This is a genomic window from Mesorhizobium sp. WSM4311, assembly GCF_002295115.1.
Lineage (GTDB): Bacteria > Pseudomonadota > Alphaproteobacteria > Rhizobiales > Rhizobiaceae > Mesorhizobium.
Map to the genome: position 1 here is coordinate 555,347 of NZ_NSFV01000001.1, position 21,004 is coordinate 576,350.

18 protein-coding genes and 2 tRNA genes are annotated in these 21,004 nt (G+C 64.0%); 7 read left to right on the forward strand and 13 right to left on the reverse strand.

Going from position 1 to position 21,004, the window contains the following annotated elements; translation table 11 throughout:
* The first annotated feature begins 65 nt into the window (after positions 1–65).
* Positions 66–1,031 (forward strand): ATP-grasp domain-containing protein, encoded by a 966-nt coding sequence (locus tag CK226_RS02730; RefSeq protein WP_245437633.1) that lies wholly within the window; start codon positions 66–68, stop codon positions 1,029–1,031.
* Position 1,032: 1 nt separating this feature from the next.
* On the forward strand, positions 1,033–2,247 hold the full coding sequence (locus tag CK226_RS02735; RefSeq protein ID WP_095790943.1) for an NAD(P)/FAD-dependent oxidoreductase: 1,215 nt from the start codon (positions 1,033–1,035) through the stop codon (positions 2,245–2,247).
* Here CK226_RS02735 and CK226_RS02740 read toward each other — a convergent pair.
* From CK226_RS02740 to CK226_RS02790, 11 genes are all read right to left on the reverse strand, one after another.
* A complete protein-coding gene (locus CK226_RS02740) occupies positions 2,235–3,065 on the reverse strand; it encodes a class I SAM-dependent methyltransferase (RefSeq protein WP_245437635.1) in 831 nt (276 codons plus the stop codon). The two genes, CK226_RS02735 and CK226_RS02740, sit on opposite strands and share 13 nt — an antisense overlap.
* 144 nt (positions 3,066–3,209) lie before the next feature.
* On the reverse strand, positions 3,210–4,196 hold the full coding sequence (locus CK226_RS02745; RefSeq protein ID WP_179295839.1) for a lipid A biosynthesis lauroyl acyltransferase: 987 nt from the start codon (positions 4,194–4,196) through the stop codon (positions 3,210–3,212).
* A 13-nt stretch (positions 4,197–4,209) separates the two neighbouring features.
* Positions 4,210–5,238 carry a zinc-binding dehydrogenase gene (locus CK226_RS02750; RefSeq protein ID WP_095772912.1) on the reverse strand — a complete coding sequence of 343 codons (1,029 nt, stop codon included), beginning with the start codon at positions 5,236–5,238 and terminating at the stop codon, positions 4,210–4,212.
* Between the two features lie 36 nt (positions 5,239–5,274).
* A complete protein-coding gene (locus CK226_RS02755; RefSeq protein WP_095772911.1) occupies positions 5,275–6,546 on the reverse strand; it encodes a beta-ketoacyl-ACP synthase in 1,272 nt (423 codons plus the stop codon).
* A gap of 54 nt (positions 6,547–6,600) precedes the next feature.
* Positions 6,601–7,791, reverse strand: a complete 1,191-nt coding sequence (locus CK226_RS02760) for a beta-ketoacyl-ACP synthase (protein WP_095790945.1) — start codon at positions 7,789–7,791, stop codon at positions 6,601–6,603.
* A gap of 56 nt (positions 7,792–7,847) precedes the next feature.
* A complete protein-coding gene (locus CK226_RS02765) occupies positions 7,848–8,129 on the reverse strand; it encodes an acyl carrier protein (protein WP_010909964.1) in 282 nt (93 codons plus the stop codon).
* A 170-nt stretch (positions 8,130–8,299) separates the two neighbouring features.
* A complete protein-coding gene (locus tag CK226_RS02770) occupies positions 8,300–9,445 on the reverse strand; it encodes a slipin family protein (protein WP_179300948.1) in 1,146 nt (381 codons plus the stop codon).
* 361 nt (positions 9,446–9,806) lie between these two features.
* A tRNA-Asn gene (locus tag CK226_RS02775) sits at positions 9,807–9,874 on the reverse strand.
* A gap of 1 nt (position 9,875) precedes the next feature.
* Positions 9,876–9,949 (reverse strand) — tRNA-OTHER (locus CK226_RS02780).
* A gap of 229 nt (positions 9,950–10,178) precedes the next feature.
* Positions 10,179–10,727 (reverse strand): histidine phosphatase family protein, encoded by a 549-nt coding sequence (locus tag CK226_RS02785; RefSeq protein ID WP_095790946.1) that lies wholly within the window; start codon positions 10,725–10,727, stop codon positions 10,179–10,181.
* A gap of 99 nt (positions 10,728–10,826) precedes the next feature.
* Positions 10,827–13,805, reverse strand: a complete 2,979-nt coding sequence (locus CK226_RS02790; RefSeq protein WP_245437637.1) for a caspase domain-containing protein — start codon at positions 13,803–13,805, stop codon at positions 10,827–10,829.
* A gap of 151 nt (positions 13,806–13,956) precedes the next feature.
* Here CK226_RS02790 and CK226_RS02795 point away from each other — a divergent pair, with 151 nt between their 5' ends.
* From CK226_RS02795 to CK226_RS02805, 3 genes are all read left to right on the forward strand, one after another.
* Complete coding sequence (locus CK226_RS02795; protein ID WP_095790948.1) at positions 13,957–14,907, forward strand: AEC family transporter; 951 nt, start codon at positions 13,957–13,959, stop codon at positions 14,905–14,907.
* 200 nt (positions 14,908–15,107) lie between these two features.
* Positions 15,108–16,565: an NAD-dependent succinate-semialdehyde dehydrogenase gene (locus CK226_RS02800; protein WP_095787463.1), complete on the forward strand. Its 1,458-nt coding sequence runs from the start codon at positions 15,108–15,110 to the stop codon at positions 16,563–16,565.
* Positions 16,566–16,655: 90 nt separating this feature from the next.
* Positions 16,656–17,678 (forward strand): aldose epimerase family protein, encoded by a 1,023-nt coding sequence (locus CK226_RS02805; protein WP_095787464.1) that lies wholly within the window; start codon positions 16,656–16,658, stop codon positions 17,676–17,678.
* Between the two features lie 12 nt (positions 17,679–17,690).
* On the opposite strand, the gene CK226_RS02810 is transcribed toward CK226_RS02805, so the two are convergent.
* Positions 17,691–18,611, reverse strand: a complete 921-nt coding sequence (locus tag CK226_RS02810) for a sugar kinase (RefSeq protein WP_095791078.1) — start codon at positions 18,609–18,611, stop codon at positions 17,691–17,693.
* Between the two features lie 151 nt (positions 18,612–18,762).
* Here CK226_RS02810 and CK226_RS02815 point away from each other — a divergent pair, with 151 nt between their 5' ends.
* Positions 18,763–19,212, forward strand: a complete 450-nt coding sequence (locus CK226_RS02815) for a FixH family protein (RefSeq protein ID WP_095787465.1) — start codon at positions 18,763–18,765, stop codon at positions 19,210–19,212.
* A 7-nt stretch (positions 19,213–19,219) separates the two neighbouring features.
* On the forward strand, positions 19,220–20,419 hold the full coding sequence (locus CK226_RS02820; protein WP_095790949.1) for a cytochrome-c peroxidase: 1,200 nt from the start codon (positions 19,220–19,222) through the stop codon (positions 20,417–20,419).
* Between the two features lie 57 nt (positions 20,420–20,476).
* Here the strand turns inward: CK226_RS02820 and CK226_RS02825 are convergent, their stop codons facing one another.
* Positions 20,477–20,929 (reverse strand): Lrp/AsnC ligand binding domain-containing protein, encoded by a 453-nt coding sequence (locus tag CK226_RS02825; protein ID WP_064988817.1) that lies wholly within the window; start codon positions 20,927–20,929, stop codon positions 20,477–20,479.
* Positions 20,930–21,004 lie beyond the last annotated feature (75 nt).

Consider the following 21,004-nt stretch of genomic DNA (forward strand, 5'->3'; position numbering starts at 1 on the left):
GCGGTTTTCTGCTGATCGCCGGCGGCGATCCAGAAGTTCGCTTCGTATCGCAATCGATCGACCGGTTGTCCGCCGCGTTCGACGTGGTGCTGCCGCCTTGGGAGCAACTGAAATGGGTCTGTGAAAAGCCGCTGCTGTATCGCCGGGCGGGCGAACTGGGGCTTGCCGTTCCACTGACCTATGCGATCAGCTCGCTCGAGCAGGCAGAGGCAGCCGAATTTCGCTTTCCCGTGATCCTGAAGCCGAATATGGGCGGGCGCAGCCGTTTTGCGCGTGCCAAGGCCGTTCTCGCCAATGACAGAGCAGCGTTTTTGGCAGCCTATGCCTGGGCTGCCGAAGAGATCGGTAGCGACAATGTCGTGGTTCAGGAAATGATACCGGGCGGAGGCGAGGGCCAGTTCTCCTACGCGGCGCTCTGGAATGAGGGCGCGCCGGTGGCGGAGTTCACCGCCCGCCGTACACGGCAATATCCGGTCGATTTCGGCTACACGAGCACCTTCGTGGAGGTGGTCGACGAACCGCAATTGATCGACGCCGCGCGCCGGCTGCTTGGATCGATCGCGCATCACGGGCTGGTGGAGGTCGAATTCAAGCGCGATGCGCGCGATGGCTCGATGAAGGTGCTCGACGTCAATCCACGGCCCTGGACATGGTTTGGGCTGGGTGCCGCCGCTGGCGTCGACCTCGGCGCCATGCTTTGGGCGGTCCAATCGGGCCAGCCGGTAAAGACAGGTTCAGCGCGGCCCAACACGTCGTGGATGTATCTGGTCCGGGATATTGTGGCGGCCGGCCGGTTGATCTCGAGCGGCCGGTTGGCAAAACTCGCCTATTTCAGTTCATTCGCCAAAGTACGGGCATGGGCGACATTCCAGGCGAATGACCCGATGCCTGGCCTGATCGACGTGCCGTTGACGGCCTGGAGAGTGCTGACGCGACGGATACTTTCCGCAATCTTAACCGGGAAATGTTTAGGACGGCGGCGTGACGGAGTGAGTTCCACGGCTGCAGAACCAGACAGGCGAGACCGCTGACATGACCGTTTTCACGCCCAGGACCGACTGCGAGGTGGCCGTGATCGGCGCCGGTCCTTTTGGGCTGGCCGTGGCTTCCGCCCTCAAGCGAGCGGGCGTCGATACGCTTACCCTCGGCGGCGCGATGTCGTTCTGGCGCGACCATATGCCGAGAGGCATGAGGCTGCGCTCGCCCTGGCACGCGACCTATATCGGCCACACCAAAGGTCCGCTCTCGCTCGATTCCTATGCCAAGGCCCTTGGAATCTCGCCACGCGAACCGCTGCTGCTCGAAAACTTCGTCGACTATGGATTGTGGATCCAGGCCCAGACGGTTCCGGATCTGGATACTCGCAAGGTGGACCGCGTCGAGAAGGCGAATGGCGGATTTCGTCTGGCACTGGCCGATGGCGATGCCTTGAAGGCGCGTCGCGTCGTGGTTGCCACCGGCCTGATGAACCAGCAACTGATCCCCGCTGTCTTCAACGGCATCCCAAAAGAACTCGTCAGCCATGCCAGCGACCATACTGGTTATGAGGCCTTCCGCGGCAAGCGCGTCGCCGTCATCGGGCGTGGGCAAAGCGCCTGCGAATCCGCCGTTCTGCTCAAACGAAACGGGGCCGAAGTCGAGCTCATCTGCCATGGCGACATCCATTGGCTGGGCTATCGGGCGCTGTCGGGAAAGCAGAGCTGGAGCCTGCGCGACTTCCTGTCGGAGCGGCTCGCATCGCCGTCCAGGGTCGGTCCGTTCCCGATTTCCTGGCTGGTCGAGGTCCCCGGCTTCGTGCACCGGTTCCCGGAGCCAGCCCGGGCAGGGCTCAACAAGCGCAGCCTCGGCGCCGGTGCGACGGGCTGGCTGAAGCCGGATTTTGACGGGATAGAGATCAGGGCCGGCAGCAGGATGATCAGCGCATCCGCCAAGGACAATGGCATCGAACTGCGGTTCGAGAAGGATGCCGCCACCTTCGACCACGTCCTGCTCGGCACGGGCTACCGGATCGATATCGCCAAGCTCGGTCTGTTCGCGCCCGCAATGCTTGCCCCGATTGCGCGCCGGGAAGGGTTGCCGCTGCTTTCCGCCGGGTTCGAATCCAGCATCCCGGGCCTGCATTTCGTCGGCGCGAGCGCGGTCGACAGCTTTGGCCCGCTGATGCGGTTCACCGCCGGCACGCCGTTCGCCGCGCGCACCGTCTCCCGTTTCATTCAGAGGACGAGAGACAGACGTTACGCTGCCTGAAGCTGGAAGACCGCGTAGTCGATGGTGCGGACCGCATCGAGGAAGCCCGGCATGGCCGGCACGGACAGTTCCCGGAAAATACCGGTGTCACGGATGGCGGGCCTTGCCCAATCGATGGCGCGGTGGCTCGAGCTGCCATAGACGATGAAGCAATCCCGCGGGTGGCGTTCGAGCGACGATATGAGATTCTTCAAGACGATATCGAAGACGTCCTGTGAGAAGGGATTGTAGAAATAGACCACCAGGGGCACTTGCGGAAAATCGTAGGCCGCCGCATCGGTCTCGACGACGCTGAGCGCTCGGCATCGCTGCGACGGGTCGCGGAAACGCTCGATGTTGCTTCGGGCGATGTCCACCAGTTCGCGGGCGAACTCCACGCCGATGATCTCGGCGAACGGATATTGCGAGGCCAGCAACAGCGTTCGCGATTTTCCGGAGCCGATGTCGATGAATGTATGGGCATGGAGATCGCGTGGCAGCGACTTCATGATGAAGTCGAAGGTTCTGGGCGACGTGCAGACGGCTTCATTGCCCATGGCGCGGTGCGGGCCGACGACATTGAGGGCGCCGAGCTGGATCGAGCCGGCCGTATCGACGCCGTGCCGGCGATCCCATTTCCGGGCGACGCGGTCGGCGAGCATATGCCTGATGTTGCGCTGGACAAAGCCAAGGCTTGCGCCGAGCCCATGCCGGCGGATGAGCCTTAGCGGCTCCAGCAGGCCATGCTGGCGGAGATAGGACCATGCCCGGCCAAGACGGCCGAAGGAACGATCTTCGAGGCCATCCCGATCCAGGCGCGGCATTTCGATATTCGTCATGCCACGGGCTCCATCCCAGTCGATGAACATCTCGGTGGGGTATGTGCGCTCTCGTCGTTTAAGATTCCCTGACCAGCGACGTTACGAATGTCTGGATCGCGGCCCATCGGTACCGGAAATGGTAGGCGCCAAACACTTCAGGGGTCAGCTGTTTGCGGCCGGCGCTTTTGCCTGCGGCTGCTTTTTACGCCGCCAGTTGCTGATCTCCCACCTTTTGTGGAACCACATCCACTGGCCGGGATCCTCGCGCACCCAGCGCTCGACCACGTCGTTCAGCATCTGGGTGGTGGCGTGAACGTCGACGCTGCCGTCGGCGGTGCGCGGCAGGACCAGTCTGTCCTCGATCTCGAGGCGGAAGCGGTTGCCTGGCAATCTGATGCAACGCGCCGGATAGACGTCGCAGTCATAGTGACGGGCAAGCGTGCCGAGCACACGGTTGCTCTGGCAGGGGCGGCCGAAGAAGGTCGTGTCCAGGCCGTTGGAGAATTTCTGGTCGACAAGGACGCCGATATTGCCGCCGTTTTCCAGCACCCCGGCCAATGCGAAGGAGGCGCCGGCCATCGACGGCAGCAGCGCGCCCATGGTCGAGCGCCGCGTCGAGAGGATGTAGTCGGCAAGGTAGGGGTTGTTGGGCGGGCGAAACAGGGCCGTGATATTCATGCCGAAGGTCGCCGCCGCCACCGGCAGCAGCTCGAAATTGCCGAGATGGCCGGTGAAGACGATGTGCGGTTGCTTCTCCGCGGCGATCTCGACGAAATGCTCTATTCCCTTGACCTCGACGCGGCCGGGCGTGCTGGCGGCCGGGTCATAGTCGAACAGGGCGTCGAGGAAGATGTATTCGGCGGCAAGGCGGGCCATGTTGCCCCACATGTCGGAGGCAATAGCCTGGATTTCGTCCTCGCTCTTTTCCGGATAGGCCTTGCGCAGATTGTCGATGGCGACCCGGTGGCGTCCGACCCTGGGACCAATGAAGCGCGCGACGCGGTCGGCGAAATTCAGCGCGCTGTCGACCGGCAGCAGGCGCAGCACCGAAATGATGATCATCGCCGCACGTGCGACCAGCCAGTAGTTCAGCTGGCGCAGCTGCCTGCCATAGCGAAACCTGAGATCGCGGCGAAACTTCTTGAGCACCGAAGTCAAGGCCTCAGGCGACGCGCAGGATGATCTTGCCGAAGACGTCGCGGCCTTCCATGCGCTTCAGCGCTGCGTCGATATCGTCGAAGCCGACTTCGGTGTCGATGACCGGCGCGACCTGTCCCGCCGCCATTTTCTGCATGGCGTTGGCCATGTTCTCCATGCGGCAGCCGAAGGAGCCGAGCAGCTTCAATTGCTGCTGGAAGAGCTGCATCAGGTTGATCTGCGTCGAAACGCCCGAGGTCGAGCCGCAGGTCACCAGGCGGCCGCCGCGCTTCAGGCACAGCATCGAACCGGCAAAGGTGTCGGCGCCGACATGTTCGAAGACGACATCGACGCCCTTCTTCTTGGTCAGCTTGCGCACGACGCCTTCGAAGCGGTCTTCGCGGTAGTTGATGACCTGGTCGGCGCCGAGCGCCTTGGCCTTGTCGATCTTGTCGTTGGAACCGACCGTGGTGATGATGGTGCAGCCCATCCGCTTCGCCAGCTGGATCGCCGCCGAACCGATGCCGGAGCCGCCGGCATGGACGAGGATGGTTTCGCCGGGCTGCAATCTCGCATTGTCGAACAGCATGTGCTCGACCGTGCCGAAGGTGACGGGGGCCACCGCGGCGCCGATATCGCTCACGCCGGGCGGGGCGGGGACCAGCAGGCGCGCCGGCAGGTTGATCTTCTCCTGGGCAAAACCGTCGAGATGGAAGCCGTGGACGCCGGAAACATGTTCACAGAGATTGTCGCGGCCTTCGCGACAGGCGCGGCAAAGGCCGCAAGTGCGCGCGCCGTAGATCGACACCAATTGCCCGGGCAGCAGGCTGGACACGCCGGGACCGACCGCCTCGACCTCGCCGGAGGCCTCGGCGCCGACAACCAACGGCAGCTTGCGCTTGGCGAAGGCCATGCCGCGCCAGCCCCAGACGTCGATATGGTTCAGCGCCACTGCCTTGATGCGCAGCGTGACTTCGCCGAGTGCGGGTGGCGGGGGAGGCGGCAGGTCCACCGTCTCAAGACGGCGATCCTCGATAAGTTGCAATGCGCGCATTGGGCCTGTCGGTTCAGTGGGGCTGAAAAAGGTCGCTTAGACCGGTTCCCGCGCCATGACAAGGCAAGTGTTCTGGCCGCCGAAGCCGAAGGAGTTCGACAGAACGCTGCGAACCTCGGCGTTGCGCTTCTTGTTCGGCACCACGTCGAGCACGATCGCCGGGTCGGGATTGTCGTAGTTGATGGTCGGCGGAATGACGCTTTCGCGCATCGTCATCAGCGAGAACGCCGCCTCGACGGCGCCCGCCGCAGACAGTGTGTGGCCGATCATCGACTTGTTCGACGAGACCGGCATCGAGCCGATGCGCTCGCCGAACACTGTCGACAGCGACAAATGCTCCATCTTGTCGTTTTCCGGCGTCGAGGTGCCATGGGCGTTGACGTAGTCGATCTCGTCCTTGCTGAGGCCCGCATCCGCAAGGGCGGCGCGAACCGCCGCGATTGCCGGCGAACCGTCAGGCTTGGAGCGGGTGCGGTGGAAATCGTCGGCCTTTTCGCCGCAGCCGCGCAGGATGCCGAGCACGGTCGCGCCACGGGCCAGGGCTGCTTCCAGCGATTCCAGCACCAGCGCGCCGGAGCCCTCGGCCAGCACGAAGCCGTCGCGGTCCTTGGAGAACGGCTTGGAAGCCTTTTCGGGAATGTCGTTGTGGGTCGACAGCGCCGACAGCAGCGAGAAGCGGATCAGTGCCTCGGCGGTCGCCGAGCCGTCGGCGCCGATCGACAGCGCCCGGTCGCATTCGCCGCGGCGGATCGCCTCGACGCCGAGCTGGATGGCTGTGGCGCCCGAGGCGCAGGCGGTCGACAGCGTGATCGGCAGGCCGCGCGTGCCGAACCGATCGGCGAGCCGGTCAGCGATCGAGCCGAACTGGGTGGTCTCGAAGATGTCGAGTTCCTTCAGTCCGCGCGCTACCCGCAGCAGCCTTTCGGCGCCGGCGTCCTGTTTGTCGGAATTGTAGAGCGAGAAGCGTTCGTGCCAGTCGAGCTCGACCGGCGGCGAGGCAAGGAAGAGAGGCCCACCGAAATCGCTGGAATCAAGGCCGGATTCGGCCACGGCTTCATGCGCGGCGGTTTCGGCCAACTCGTAGGTGAGGGGGCTGGCGCCCTTCGAGCTTGAGTCCAGAAAGTCGACCATGCCGGAAATGCGGGTGTTGAGGTGGTCGACCGGAAAGCGGGTGATCGGGTGGATGCCCGACTTGCCCGAAGTCAGCGCCGCCCAATTGTCAGCCTTGCCGACGCCAAGCGAAGTCACCACGCCGATACCGGTGACGGCGACGATCGGCCTGCCCATGTGATCTCTGAAATTGGTCATCGGAGCCCTCGAGCGGTTTATCTCTGCAGCATGGCAGCATGGCGAGTGCCCGCCTTACGCTGATTTGACCAGCGCCATGCCTTCGAATTGGTGATAGCCGATCGCCGTTGCAAGGACGCTTGCGGGAATGCCTTCGAACGGCTTCTCGGCCGCGGCATCAAAGACGGGGTAGGCGGCCTTACGGTCAACGGCGAGTGCCGCCAGCGCCACGGCGAACGGAAACTGCGCTTCCTTCATGTGCCCGGTCAGCGTCGAGAAGCCGCGCGCGGCGATTGTCTCGACGGCATCGAGCGCTGTTTTCTCGGCAGTGGTTGCGGCATGCGCGCCGGACGCGCCCGACATGGCGAGCAGTCTGCCGTTCGGCAGCGCCGCCTGGCTGAGCAGTCCGGCGATTTCGGCGTCGAGTTCTCCGCGCGACCGCCTGGCCCGGCCGGAGACGACCGGTCCGAGCTCGGCATAGATCTTGCGCCCACGGCTCATTGCGTGGTCGCGCTGTTCCAGCACCAGGAAGGCGCCGCCGGAGCCGGAGACCACGCCGCCACCCTCGGCACCCTGCCTTTGCCAGACAGGCTTCCAGGGGCCGCGATGCAGATAGCCGGCAAGCTCGTAGCCGAGCAGCATATCGGAATGTTCGGTCTGGAAGGCGCCGCCGACCAGCACGTGCGTCGACTGGCCCGAGCGGATCCGCGCCGCGGCCGTCTCGACGGCGGAAACGCCGGCCCCTTCCTCGCCCATGAAGGTGCGCGAGGAGCCCGTCACCTTGTGGACGATGGAGATGTTGCCGGCGAGAAGGTTGGAAAGCTGGGCCAGGAACAAGGTCGGCCGCAATTCCGTGGTCAGCTTCTCGTTGAGCAGTACATCGCGGTCGTTGCGGCTTTCCGAAGCGGCGAGGATGGCGGCGTCGACCGCCTCGTCTCGCTCGCCGCCGCCGGCAGCCACCACCATGTCCATGGTCGTGCAAAGCTCGTCATTGCCCTTGATGCCGGCATCGTCGAGCGCCAGGCCGGCGGCATAGGTGCCGAGCCGTTGCCATGTCTCCATCTGCCGCTGGTCGCCGCGCTTGGCGATCTGCAGGTTCCAGTCGATCTCCGGCAGCGGATGAACGGTATAGGGCGCGAAGCGCGCGGTTTCGAGCACCGGCTGCAGGCCCGGTTGCGCGAGCTTCTGCCAGTGGGCGTCAGGGCCTTCTCCCAGCGAGGAGACAAGGCCGATACCAGTGATGACGACGTCGCGGGGGTTACTCATGGGCGGCTTTGTGGGTCAGGCGGCAAAGCGCGTCAAGGTCACGCGCTCAACTGACGTCAGGCGGTCTTGGCGGCGACGAGCGCGTCGATCTTGGCGCACAGGTTCTTCATGACGAAGTAGTCGTCGGTCGAAGCCTTGCCGTCATTGACTTCCTGGGTCCACTTTTCCAACGGCACCTTGATGCCGAATTCCTTGTCGATGGCAAAGACGATGTCGAGGAAATCGAGGCTGTCGATGCCGAGATCGTCGATCGTGTGGCTCTCGGGCGTGATGGTGTCGATATCGATCTCGCTGGTGTCGGCAATGATCTTGGCGACTTTGTCGAACGTGGTGGACAAGGGCTTTTCCTTCTTTGCGGGCGGAATCTGTCCGCATCCTGTTTGGGCGCTGTCTAATCGGTTTTTCCCGGCAGGAAAAGGCCTGATAGTCCGGGCGCAGATGGGAAGCGTGCCCAAGAAACGCAAGAAGGGCCGCCGGTCAACCCGGCGGCCCTTCCCATTACGTCAGGTTAGTTGTTGTCACGGAGCTTGACCAAGTCGTTCAGCAGCCCGCCCGTTCCGTTGTGGACAGTCAGCCGCTCGACCTTGCCGGCGATGGTTTCCAGAGCCTCGAGCTCCTTCAGCCGCAGCATCACCGGGTTCTCCGCCATCACCCTGGCCGTGTTGAGCAGGGAACGCGTGGCGTTCGTCTCCTCGCGGCGGCGGATGACGTTGGCCTCGGCCTGCTTTTCGGCCGAAACCACCTGGTTGAGGATCTCGCGCATCTCGCCCGGCAGGATCACATCCTTGAGGGCGATATCGCTGACCTCGAGGCCGATATCGGCCATGTCGGCACGGACCTTGGCCGCGGCTTCCTCGTCGACCGTCACCTTCTTTTCAAGAATCTGGTCGAGCGTCAGCGCGCCCAGCGTCTTGCGGAAGGCGTATTGCAGGGCGCGATAAAGGGCCTCGGAGAAGTCCTTCACGGCGCTCACCGCCTTGACCGGGTCGACGACCCAGTATTCGGCGGCGATGTTGACGCGGATCGTTACGCGATCCTTGGTCAGCACTTCCTGCCCGGCGACATCGAGCGACTGGCGCTTGAGGTCGACGACCTTCACCTGCAGCAGGCGTCCGACATTCCAGAAGCCGTGCACGCCCGCGGCTAGCGTCCGGACCAGGACACCATCGACGAACAGCAGGCCGGCCTGGCCATCGACGACCGGATGGACGGACATCAACTCCGCCTTCCGGGCCTGGCCGAGCCGGCGCATGACCGCCGGATCGATGGCCAGATCGGCCGAAGTATCGACCGTCGTCACCGTCCACGGCCCGGCATCGGTCCACAGAACCAGCTTGCGGTCCGGCGCCAGAACGGCATGCAGGTTTCCGTCGCGCTCGATGATGGCGACATCCGTGCGCCCGGTGCGAACGACGGTGAAATGACGCGCGGTCACATCCGGGAGCTTGTCGAACAACGCCTTCTCGTATGCCGAAACGAATTCCGGGTTCTTCAGATCGTGCCGTGACACTTCCAGGCTCTCGCGCCGGTTGGCTAGCCAGTGCTCGCCCGGCATCAGGACGGCCTTGATCTCACCCTTGTAGAGGGTGAGGGCACGTTCGTTTTCCCTTACGAGGACGCGCTCGCGTCCAAGAACCTTATCGAGAACAGTCATTGTCTTACTCCTGTCGGGCATGGCCCCATGCGAGGCGTCAACTCATGCGTCGATCTTCCCTTCGTTTCTCGTTTCACATCATCTTCCGGGCACGAATGATCCGGAGACCGGTGGCATCGATCCGTGGCGGGCCTTCGGGAGCGGATCGCGGGGCAGCGAAGCGGGCGCCGGAGGTCGAAGCCTCCCTTGCCGGCGACACTGCGCCTTGATCGTCACCGCGGACCTGGCCGCGAACCGATGGCGTCGGACCTTTCGATACGGCCCTGGCCCGCAGGCTTCGGCCGTTCGTCAGGTCTTCAGCATTCCGGTCCCCGGACCGTTTTTGGATAACACCACCCAAAGGTGTCGGCTTATCAGGCCGTTGGAGAAGGAATCGAACCTTCGACAGTCAGATTAACAATCTGATGCTCTAACCAAACTGAGCTATCCGTGGTGCAGACAGCAGGAATCGAACCTGCGACCTCCGGACCCAAATCCGGCGCTCTTCCGCTGAGCTACGTCCGCGATCCCAATCCCCAAAGCGGCACCGTATACAGCGCGGCAAAGCCGCCTGCACGGGCGGAGACGAAAGCTCCAACCGTTGTGCTCACTTCGGTTTTCGTGACCGGGTGCGCGCCTATAGCCCCTGCGACGGGTTGTCGCAAGCGGCATTGTCGCGGCGAATTTACGGCTTCTTTCGGCGGTGGTATTTCGGCAACACTGTCTGCCGCGCCCGGGATGGAACGCAGTGGCCTCAGAAGGTGACGCGGCCGAGCACGCGCAGACCGTCGCCCTGCGGCTCGACGACCACGGCCTCGCCCTCGCGCGGGGAAACACCGGTCAGCGCCACGATGTCTTCCAAATGGGTGACCATGACCAGATTGTCGGAGCCGGAATAGGCGCGGATTTCCTTCATGATGGCGGCGATCTGTGCTGCCTTCTGCCCGTCGTCGCCCTTCAGGAGATCGAGCGGGGCAAAAAGCTCCGGCTCGGCCTCGAAGGCGATACGCGCGGTGTCGAGACAGCGGCAGTAACGGCTGGACAGCACGCGTTCGATCGGCGCGGCGCGAGCGGCAAACAAGGCGCCGATCTTGCTTGCCTGCTGCTTGCCGCGCGCCGACAGATTGATCTGGGTGGCACAGCTGTCGATGTCGAAATTGGCCGGATCGGTGGTGCCGGTGACCATGGCATGGCGCAGCAGCACCACATGGCCGCCATCGCGCAGCAACGCCCAGCCGGCATCCGTGGCATGGGCCGCGACGGGAACGACGAGCAGCAACAGGGCCAGGGCAAATCGGATCATCGCAGTCCTTCCAGGGGCCCGACATCGGGTTCCGGCCATTCGCATATAGGGATCGGAACGCCGGCACAAAGACAAGCGGGCGTCGCAGATGTCCCAGCCTCACTTTTTGGCGATTTGCTTTTTCACCAGATCGATCTTCTGGTCGGTAAGCGGGATGGGAATGGTGTAGCCGGCTTCGGTAAAGCCCTGCTTGGCATTCTCGAAGAACGCGATAGCCCTGACATACTCGGCCTTGCCGCCGCCATAGCTGGCGCGGTTCCAGTGGATGTCGCCGAGATTGTTCTGCTCAAAGGCCCACTGCATGGGCTGGCTTTCCCTGGTGAAGACTTTCAGCGTCGCCGTGAAGGCCACCTCGGCCTCGTCGAGATATTTTCCGGTCCGTTCGATATTGCCGAGATTGAGCAGGCTCATGCCGATGCCGTTCTGGGCGTTGGCCCAGTCGACCGGTGCCGTCTCGATGGTCAGCACTTCGAGTGCCGCCCGCCGGGCGGCGATCGAATCCCGCAGGGTTTTGGGATCGGCATTGCTCATGCTCAGCCAGTGCAGCGTCGAGCCGAGGCCGGCCTGGGCGAGCGCCCATTGCCGCGGGTTGGTCTCGCGCTTGTACTCGCGCAACGCATTGCTGTAGGCGTCGACCGCCTCGCTGTAGTGCTCGGGCTTGTCCGTCACGCCGCCAAGCAGTTGCAGCGTGTTGCCGAGATTGTAGTAGCTCATGGCCCAATCCTGCGGGAATTTCCGCCTGACATAGACCTGCCGGGCTGCCTGGAACGCTGCCACCGACTGTTCGAGCCTGGCCGCGTCGCGGGTCCGCTGGCCAAGCGTCTGGTAGATCGAGCCGAGATTGTTCTGGGCGGACGCCCAGTCCATCGGGAAGCGCTGCCGGGTAAACACCGTCAGCGCATCGTCATAGGCCGCGGCTGCCTCTTCAAGCGTGTCCGTGCCCATGTCGAAGCGGGCAACACCGCTCAGCGCGTTGCCGAGGTTGAGCCGGCTGGTCGCCCACGAGACCGGGAAGGTCTCGCGGGTTCGCACCTTCAGCGCGGCGCGGAAGGCATCGGCCGCTTCGTTGATCTTGGCCTTGTCGTTGAGCTGGATGCCGAGCGTCACCAGCGTGTTGCCGAGATTGTTCTCGACCATCGCCCATTCCACGGGGGCTTTCTCGCGCGTGTATTCCTCGAGCGCCAGCCGGTAGGCGGCTTCCGCGTCCTTCAGGTGCTCGCCGGCTGGTTCGCGTTCGGAAAGCGCATAGAGCGCCAGGCCGAGATTGTTCTGCGAAGCTGCCCAGTCGAGCGGCAGCTTGTCGCGCGGGCGCTTTTCCAACGTGGCGCGCATCGCGGCCACTGCCTCGTTTAGACGCTTCGGATCGCTCTCGCGCTCGCCGATCTTCAAGAGGACATTGGCAAGGTTATTCTGCGCGGCCGCCCAGTTGCGATCGTCCTTCTCGCGCTCGAAGACGACGAGCGAAGCGCGGAAGATCTGCGCGGCTTCTTCCAAATGTGCGGTCTCGGTCTCGCGCTCGCCGATGGTCTGCAGCACCACAGCCATGTTGTTGCGGGTGATGGCCCAATCCCTGTTCTGCTCGCCATTGGGAATGAAGTTCAGGATGGCGCGATAGGCCTCGATCGCGTGCTGCAATGCATCGAGATCGCCGGTGGCGTAACCGTGGGCGTTGAGCGCCTCGGCTTCCTGGTTCTTGTAGTTCCAGCGCAGCTTGTCGTCCCATTTCTCGACCAGCGAGAAGGCCTTGGCATAGTCGTTGGCGGCGGATTTGTAGTCGAAGACCAGTGCGGCGGCGTCGGCGCGTTTGGCATAGATGGCGGCGTCGGCGATGCGTTTCTGCCTGACCAGTTCTTCGGCCTCGTCGACGGCACCGCTGTTCTGCTCGACCCTGCCGACGGCGTCGTCGAGGAATTTGCGCGCCGTCACCATGGCGCCCTGGCCAATGGCCTTGTCGGCGGAGGCGACCAGCCGCTTGATCTCGGGATCGTCGGTGCGCAGTGCCGCACGCTCGGACATCATCTTCTTCAGGCGCTCGGCTTGCGCGTCGAGCACCTTCTGCAGGTCGGTCGGATCCTCGGGGATCTTGTCCGTTCCCAGCGCCCTCAGCACGCCATAGAGCGCGTCTAGCGGCACGCCCTCCTGCAGCGAGGCCAGTTCCACCTGCGCCCGCTTCGGGTCGGGCAGGTCGGAAATGGTCAAGAGCAACTGCCGCCTCTCGCCGGTGATCAGCCCGTCGTCGCCGGTCGGTTCCGGTGGCGCGACGCCGAAATACAGCAGGCGGCGCAGGCTTTCATTGACCCAGGGGCGCTGCTTGGCCTTGGTGTCGAGATAGACTTCCTCCGTCACCATGCGCATGACGGAGCCGAACTCCGTGCCTTTCATCGCCGCGAGGTGGCGCAGCAGGGCGGCGGCATAGGGGCTGTTTTCGCCGGCCGCGCCGTCGAGCGCCGGTCGGCCCGGTTCGGCGGCGAAGCCGACCACCGTGCCCAGGCTCGCATCTTGCGCCGACGCGTTGGCGAGCGCCTTGGCGCCGCGCACCGGTTCCAGCCCGCCGGCGCCGATCGGCTCGGCGGAAGCGGTCGGCGCCCGGCGCACCACGGCGTCCGCCGGAAACGGATTGGTGCGGCAGGCGTCGAGCAGCATGATCGTCACCGGCACGGTCTTCTTCAACTCGTCCATGACGGCGGAAATCGGCACCAGCTCCTGGCCCGCGTCCTTGAGCGACGTGACATCGGCATCGACCGGAACCAGATAGTTCTCACCACCGGCTTCGATGCCGTGGCCGGAGTAATAGATGAAAGCGACGTCGGCGCCTTCGGCGTCCTCGACGAAGCGTTCGAGATCGCGATTCAGCTTGGCGGCATCGCGATCGGTGACGTTGCGGGCGTCGAAGCCGAGGTCGGTCAGCATCTTGGCCATGTCGCGGGCGTCATTGGCCGGGTTGGGCAGGGCGGCGATGTGCAGGTAGTTCGACTGGCCGATGATCAGCGCCACGCCCTTGAGGCTTTTCGCCTCGGCAAATGCAAGCGCCGTCGCGGCAAGACAAAACAGGGCGGCGACGAAAGCTGTCAGCCACATCCGTGCAAGAAGATTGCGTCCTGAGGTTTCGACAAAGGTCATTTGCCGTTCGTGTCCGCCCTGATGCAAACCCTCTATAACGTTGCCAGCATACCATGATCAAATTCGGGCGCGATTGCGCCGCGCGCATGGCTCGCCTATCCCTGAAAAAATGTCTCCGCTTACAGAAACCGTGCTCTTCGTCTTCAGTCTCGTGGCGCTCGGCTATTTCGCCGGGTTGACCGGCTATCTCAGACCGGCGAGCGGCGAGGGGATATCGGATTTCGCGGTCTCGGTGGCGATGCCGCTGCTTCTGTTCCAGACAATGGTGAAGGCCGATTTCCACGGCGTTGCGCCGTGGCCATTGTGGGGAGCCTATTTCGCGGCGGCGGCGATCACCTGGGCCGCCGGCCATCTCGTCACCACGCGGATCTTCGGGCGCGACGCGCGCGCCGGCGTCGTCGGAGGCGTATCGTCGGCCTATTCCAATGTCGTGCTGCTCGGCGCTCCCTTCATCCTCGGCATATTCGGCCCGAGCGGCTTCGAAGTGCTGTCGCTGCTGGTTTCCGTGCATCTGCCGGTCATGATGATGGCCTCGATCGTGCTGTTCGAGATGTTCGGCCGCGGCGGTGACGAACATGTGCATCCGCTGCGGGTGCTGCGCAGCTTCCTGCGGCGGCTGTTCATCAATCCGCTGATCATCGGCATCCTGCTCGGCCTGGCGTGGCGGCTGAGCGGCGTGCCGCTGCCTGGCCTCGTCATGCGGCTGGTCGATGCGCTGGCCCACACCGCAGGGCCGGTGGCGCTGTTTGCCATGGGGCTCAGCCTGCGCCGCTTCGGCGTTTCCGGCAATGTCCGGCCGGCACTGGCGCTTTCGGCGCTGAAACTGTTCCTGATGCCGGCGCTGGTTCTTGCCTTCGTCTGGCTGCTCGGCCTGCCGCCCCTGACCGCCAAGGTGGCGGTCGTGGTGGCGGCGCTGCCGTCCGGCATCAACTCCTACCTGATCGCCGTGCAGTTCAACACCGGCCAGGCGCTTGCATCGAACCAGATGACCATCGCCACCGCCTGCGCTGCCGTCACCATGGCTTTCTGGCTGACGATTGTCGTGCATGTCTTTGGCTAGGCGATGCGCAGATCCAGGCGAGGCGGTAAGCTTGCTCTCGTCCCGGGCTGGCCCAACCCCTATATGCCATCTTGCGATTGCTTGCGAGCCTTGCCCTAGGTAAAGAGCAGTGGCTCCGGCGTGCCGGCTTCAGGTCATGGCGCACGCTCACCGAAGATTTCACAGACCGGCCCGTCAGTGCGCCGAACGGAGGATAGACCATGCTTCAGAAAACCAGCCATTTCATGCGGCAGGCCAATCTCATCAACGGCGAATGGGTGCAGGCCGATAGTGGCCAGACGGTCGACGTCAACAACCCCGCCACCGGCCTCAAGATCGGCACCGTGCCGAAATCGGGCAAGGCCGAGACCCGCCGCGCCATCGAGGCCGCGGACGCCGCCTTCAAGACCTGGCGCAAGACGACCGCGCTCGAGCGTTCGAAGCTCTTGCGCAAGCTGCATGACGCGATGATGGACAATCAGGACGTGCTGGCCGAGCTCTTGACCATCGAGCAGGGCAAGTCACTGTTCGAATCGAAGGGCGAGATCGGTTCGGCCGCGGCCTACATTCTGTGGTTCGCCGAGGAAGGCCGCCGTACCTATGGCGACGTCGTGCCCTCGCCATGGGCGGACCGCCGCATCCTGGTGACCAAGGAACCGGTCGGCGTCATCGCCGCCATCACGCCGTGGAATTTCCCGTCCTCGATGCTGGCCCGCAAGCTCGGTCCCGCGCTCGCCGCCGGCTGCACCGCCGTCGTCAAGCCGGCCTCGCAGACGCCTTACTCGGGCCTCGCCTGGGGCGCGCTTGCCGAGGAAGTCGGCTTCCCCAAGGGCGTCGTCAACATCCTGACCGGCTCGGCCAGCGAGATCGGCGACGAGATCTGCGCCAATCCGCTGGTGTCGAAGATCACTTTCACCGGATCGACCGAAGTCGGCAAGCTCCTCATCCAGAAGTCGTCGGTTACCGTGAAGAAGGTGTCGATGGAGCTTGGCGGCAACGCGCCGTTCATCGTCTTCGACGACGCCGATATCGACCGTGCCGTCGCCGGCGCGATCACCGCCAAATACCGCAATTCCGGCCAGACCTGCGTCTGCACCAACCGCTTCCTCGTCCAGGCCGGCGTCTATGACAAGTTCGTCGAGAAACTGGCCGCCGCCAGCAACGGGCTGAAGGTCGGTTCCGGCCTCGAGGAAGGCGTGCAGCAGGGGCCGCTGATCGACGAGAAGGCGGTCGAGAAGGTCGAGGAACTGATCGCAGACGCGACCTCGAAGGGCGGCAAGATTGTCGCCGGCGGCAAGCGTCATGCGCTCGGCGGTTCGTTCTTCCAGCCGACGGTGATCGCCAACGCGACGCCCAAGATGCGCTTCATGAAGGAAGAGATTTTTGGGCCGGTCGCTCCGGTGTTCAAGTTCGAGACCGAAGCGGAAGCAATAGCGCTCGCCAACGACACCGAATTCGGCCTTGCCTGCTATTTCTACACCGGCGATCTCGGCCGCGCCTTCCGCGTCATGGAAGGGCTGAAATACGGCATGGTCGGCGTCAATGAAGGCCTGATCACCACGCCGGAGGCGCCGTTCGGCGGCGTCAAGGAATCGGGCCTCGGCAAGGAAGGCGGACATCAGGGTATCGAGGATTACCTCGATACCAAATATGTCTGTATCGGCGGCCTCGGCCTCTGATACCTTGTCCCTGAAGTCGGCGGGCCTGGCCCGCCGCCTTGGGTCGAGAAAACCAGCCGAAATCCTTTGGATCAACTGACGTTTGCGGGCATGGCAATGAAGGACGGCGAGGTTTTCGGCACGACGCAGGCGGGTGAGCCGGTACGCCGCTTCACCATCAGGGGCGGCGGTCTCACCGCCAATGTCATCGGCCTCGGCGCCATCATCCAGGATTTGCGCCTGACCGGTCACGATGCGCCGCTGGTGCTCGGCTACGACACGCTGGAAGCCTATGAGGCCGACAACGCCTTCTTCGGCGCGGTGGTCGGCCGCTATGCCAACCGCATCCGCGACGGCCGCTTCACCATCGGTGGCAACCGCTACCAGACCGAGCAAAACTTCCTCGGCAAGCATACGCTGCATGGCGGCTCACAGGGCTATGCGCATCGGCCGTGGGCGGTTTCGCTGCACGGCAGGGACTTCGTCACGCTGACGCTGCACGATCCCGACGGCGCGATGGGTTTTCCCGGTGCGCTCGACGTCACCTGCACCTACCGGCTGAAGATCCCCGGCACGCTCAGCGTCGAGCTGACGGCGACCTGCGAGGAGCCGACGCTGTGCAATCTCACCCAGCATTCCTATTTCAACCTGGATGATGGCGGCGCCGGTGACATTCTCGACCACAGGATGATGCTGAACGCCGGCGCCTATCTGCCTGTCGACGGCGACATGATCCCGACCGGCGTGGTCAAGCCGGTCGACGGCACGCCCTTCGATTTCCGCCAGGCGCGGCCGCTGCGCATGGAGACCGAGGGCGAGCAGCTCCCCTACGACCAGAATTTCTGCCTTGCATCGGCACGCGGGCCGTTGCGGCAAGCGGCATGGACGCAAGGGGCGAGCTCCGGCGTCGAGATGGAGGTCTGGACCACCGAGCCAGGCGTTCAGCTCTACACCGGCCAGTATGTGACGCCGCGCAAGGGGTTGGAAGGCCGCGACTACCAGGCTTTTTCCGCCTTCTGCCTGGAGCCGCAAATCTGGCCGGATGCGCCGAACCGGCCGTATTTCCCGCAGGCAACGCTCTGGCCAGGTGCGATTTATCACCACGTGACGGAATACCGTTTCCGCCTTCCATAGGTCTCCAGGCGGCTAGTTTTCGAACGCTGCCCGCAGCGTCTCGAATGGCGCCAGGGCGCCGCGAACCTGGACCACGGCGGCGGCGACGCGATGCGCCCGGCTTGCCGCTTCGCGCGGGCCATGGCCGGCAAGACGCGCCGCCAGGTAGCCGCCATTGAAGGAATCGCCGGCGCCGGTGGTGTCGACGGCGGCCGCGACATGGATCGCCGGCACGTCATGCAATGTTCCGCTCTCGGCGATCAGCGCCGGCCGTTCGCCGTTCTTGACGACGACCTCGCCGACCCATTGCCTGAGCCGCTCGGCCGTCGCCAGCGGCGTTGCATCCTCAAACAGCATCTGTTCATCGGGGAAGGTCGGCAGGGCGATGTCGGTGACGCCGAGTGCCTCGACGATCGCTGCCTGCGCGCTTTCGCGGTTGCGCCAAAGCCGTGGCCGATAATTGGGATCGAAGGCGATCAGCGAGCCAGCGGCGCGTGCCTTGGCGACGGCTTCCAGCAGTGTCTTGCGTGCGGCATCGTCCAGAATTGCCAAAGTGATTCCGGAAAAGTACACAAGCGCCTGATTTTCAAGATTTTTCGACAGTGCGGCGGGATCCGAGGCAAGCTGCCGGGCGGCGGCGTCGCCGCGCCAGTAGGTGAAGGAGCGCTCGGCACCTGTCAGGGTGATCGCATAGAGGCCGGGCCGCGCGCCCGGTATTATCGGACTGGAACCGATGCCGATGCCGTTTTCGGCGAAGAAGCCTATCTGGCCTTGCGAAAAGGGGTCGTCGCCGAAGGCCGAGACATAGGTCGCCGGCCGGTCCTTGCTCAACGCGTGCAGCGCCCATAGCGTGTTGAACGTGTCGCCGGCAAAACCCATGCGCCAGTTCGGCCCGGTCTGGCCCGACAGTTCGAGCATGCATTCGCCGATCGAGGCGACGCCGTTTCCCGCCATCTGCAATCCTCCATTGATTTCGGTGCTGTAGCTTTTTGCCGGCGGCAGCGCCATGCTTGGCAAGCAGGCTTTTTTGCGCCACAGCGTTTTCCCACAGGCTGGCGGGACGCGATCCACCCGGCCGAGCGTTATCCGCAGAAGAGGAACCGGTTTGGCATCGATATGGCGTTATCTTTTGGCGGGTCTTGGTCTGGCTGCTCTGCTGGTCGGCGTGCTCGCGGTCGTCTATCTAACGGCGCCGCAAAGCGCGCAGCTTGCTGGCCCGGATCTCTCGCGGACGAAGAAAACCGACAACGGGCTTTACATGGCGAGCTTCGTACCGGAACGGGGCGTGGTGCGGCAGGGCGAACTGGAATCCTGGCTGCTGACGCTGAAAACAAAGACCGGGGCTTCGGTGGAGCGAGCTGCGATCGCCATCTCCGGCGGCATGCCGCAACACAATCACGGCCTGCCGACCAGCCCGCAGGTGACCGACTATCTCGGCGATGGCCGTTACCGCATCGAGGGGCTGAAATTCACCATGAGTGGCTGGTGGCAAGTTCGGTTCGCCATCTCGTCTGGCGCCGGCTCAGATACGGTGCTGTTCAACGTGGTGCTGTGAGCGATCGATGAAGCGCCTTTTCTGCTTTCTGGCGCTGATGGTCGCCGTCATCCTCGTGGGCTGCGGCAAGTCGGATTTTTCCGACGCCGAGAGGAAAACCATCGCCTCGCTGGCCCTGAACACGCTGCCGTCGCTGAAACCCGACACCACCAATCGCTTCGCCGACGTGCCGGCCGCCGCGGCCCTTGGCTCGACGCTGTTCTTCGATCTGGGCATGAGCCGCGATGGCACGGTGTCATGCTCGACCTGCCACAAGATCGACCGCCAGTTCCAGGACGACCTGCCGCAAGCCCTGGGCGTCGGCCGCACCAACCGGCGCACCATGCCGCTGGCCGGCGTGGCGCACGATCCCTGGTTCTTCTGGGACGGCCGCCGCGACAGCCTGTGGGCGCAAGCGCTGACGCCGCTGGAAAATCCGCTGGAGCAAGCAGGAAACCGTACTGCCTACGCGCACTACATCAAGGCACGCTTCGGCGAGCGCTATGAGCGCATTTTCGGGCCGTTGCCCGATTTTGCCGGCATTCCGTTGAATGCGAGCCCGCTTGGCAACGATGCCGAAAGGGCTGCCTGGAACGCGATGAGCGATGCGCAGCGCGACGCCATCAACCGCGTCTTTGCCAATATCGGCAAGGCGATCGCGGCCTTCGAACGCTCGATCGAGCCGGCGCAGACGCGCTTCGACCGGTTTGCCCTGGACCTTGCCACCGGCGCCGAGCCGAAGAGCGATGCCGTCTTTACGCGGGAAGAAATCCTTGGGCTGAAACTGTTCATCGGCAAGGCCAATTGCGTGACCTGCCACAATGGCCCGCGCTTCACCGACAACGGTTTTCACAACACCGGCGTGCCGCCCGTCGCGGACCTGCCGCCGGATCGCGGCCGGGTCGACGCGGTTGCACAGGTCGAGGCCGATCCGTTCAACTGTTTCGGCGCCTACCGTGACGGCGACGTCAGCGCCTGCGGCGAGCTGCGCTTCATGGTCAAGGATGCGCCGGAACTGGTGCGCGCCTACAAGACGCCGTCGCTGCGCGGCGCGGCCACGCGGCCGCCCTATATGCATGCCGGGCAGTTTTCGTCGCTCGACGAGGTGGTGGCGCATTACGCCAAGGCGGCGGCGAGCGTGAGGGGGACAACCGAGATCCATCCGCTGCAGCTGTCGGACCGCGAACGCGCGGCGCTGGTGGCGTTTTTGAAGACGCTGTCGGAGTAAGCTGTTGTTTGACCATGATCTTGTCCGAAAACCGGCATCCACTTTTCGGGATCATGGTCAGCGATCCTTCACCGTCTCCATCGCCACGAAGGTCGAGGTCTGGGCGACGTGGGGGAGCGCCGAGATGCGTTCACCCAATACGCGGCGGTAGGCGGCGATGTCCCGGGTGCGGACCTTCAGTAGGTAATCGAAGCTCGACGCCATCATGTGGCACTGCTCGATCTCCGGCACCGCCTGCACCGAGCGATTGAAAGCGTCGAGCGCGGCGGAACGGGTATCGGACAATTTCACCTGGACGAAGGCGACATGGCCTTCGCCCATGCGCTCACGGTCGATGATCGCCTGGTAGCCCCTGATGTAGCCGTCCTTCTCCAGCCGCTTGACCCGCGCCTGCACCGGTGTCTTGGAGAGACCGACCTTGGCCGCGAGTTCCGACATGGAAAGGCGGCCATTGCTGGCCAGCGCCGACAGGATGTTGCGGTCGATGCGGTCCAATTGGTCTTCTGTCATAAAAATTACAGTCCAAACTCTGAGGAATTGACATAATGATAGATCGATCGGTCTGTCCTGTCGATTTCTTTGGAC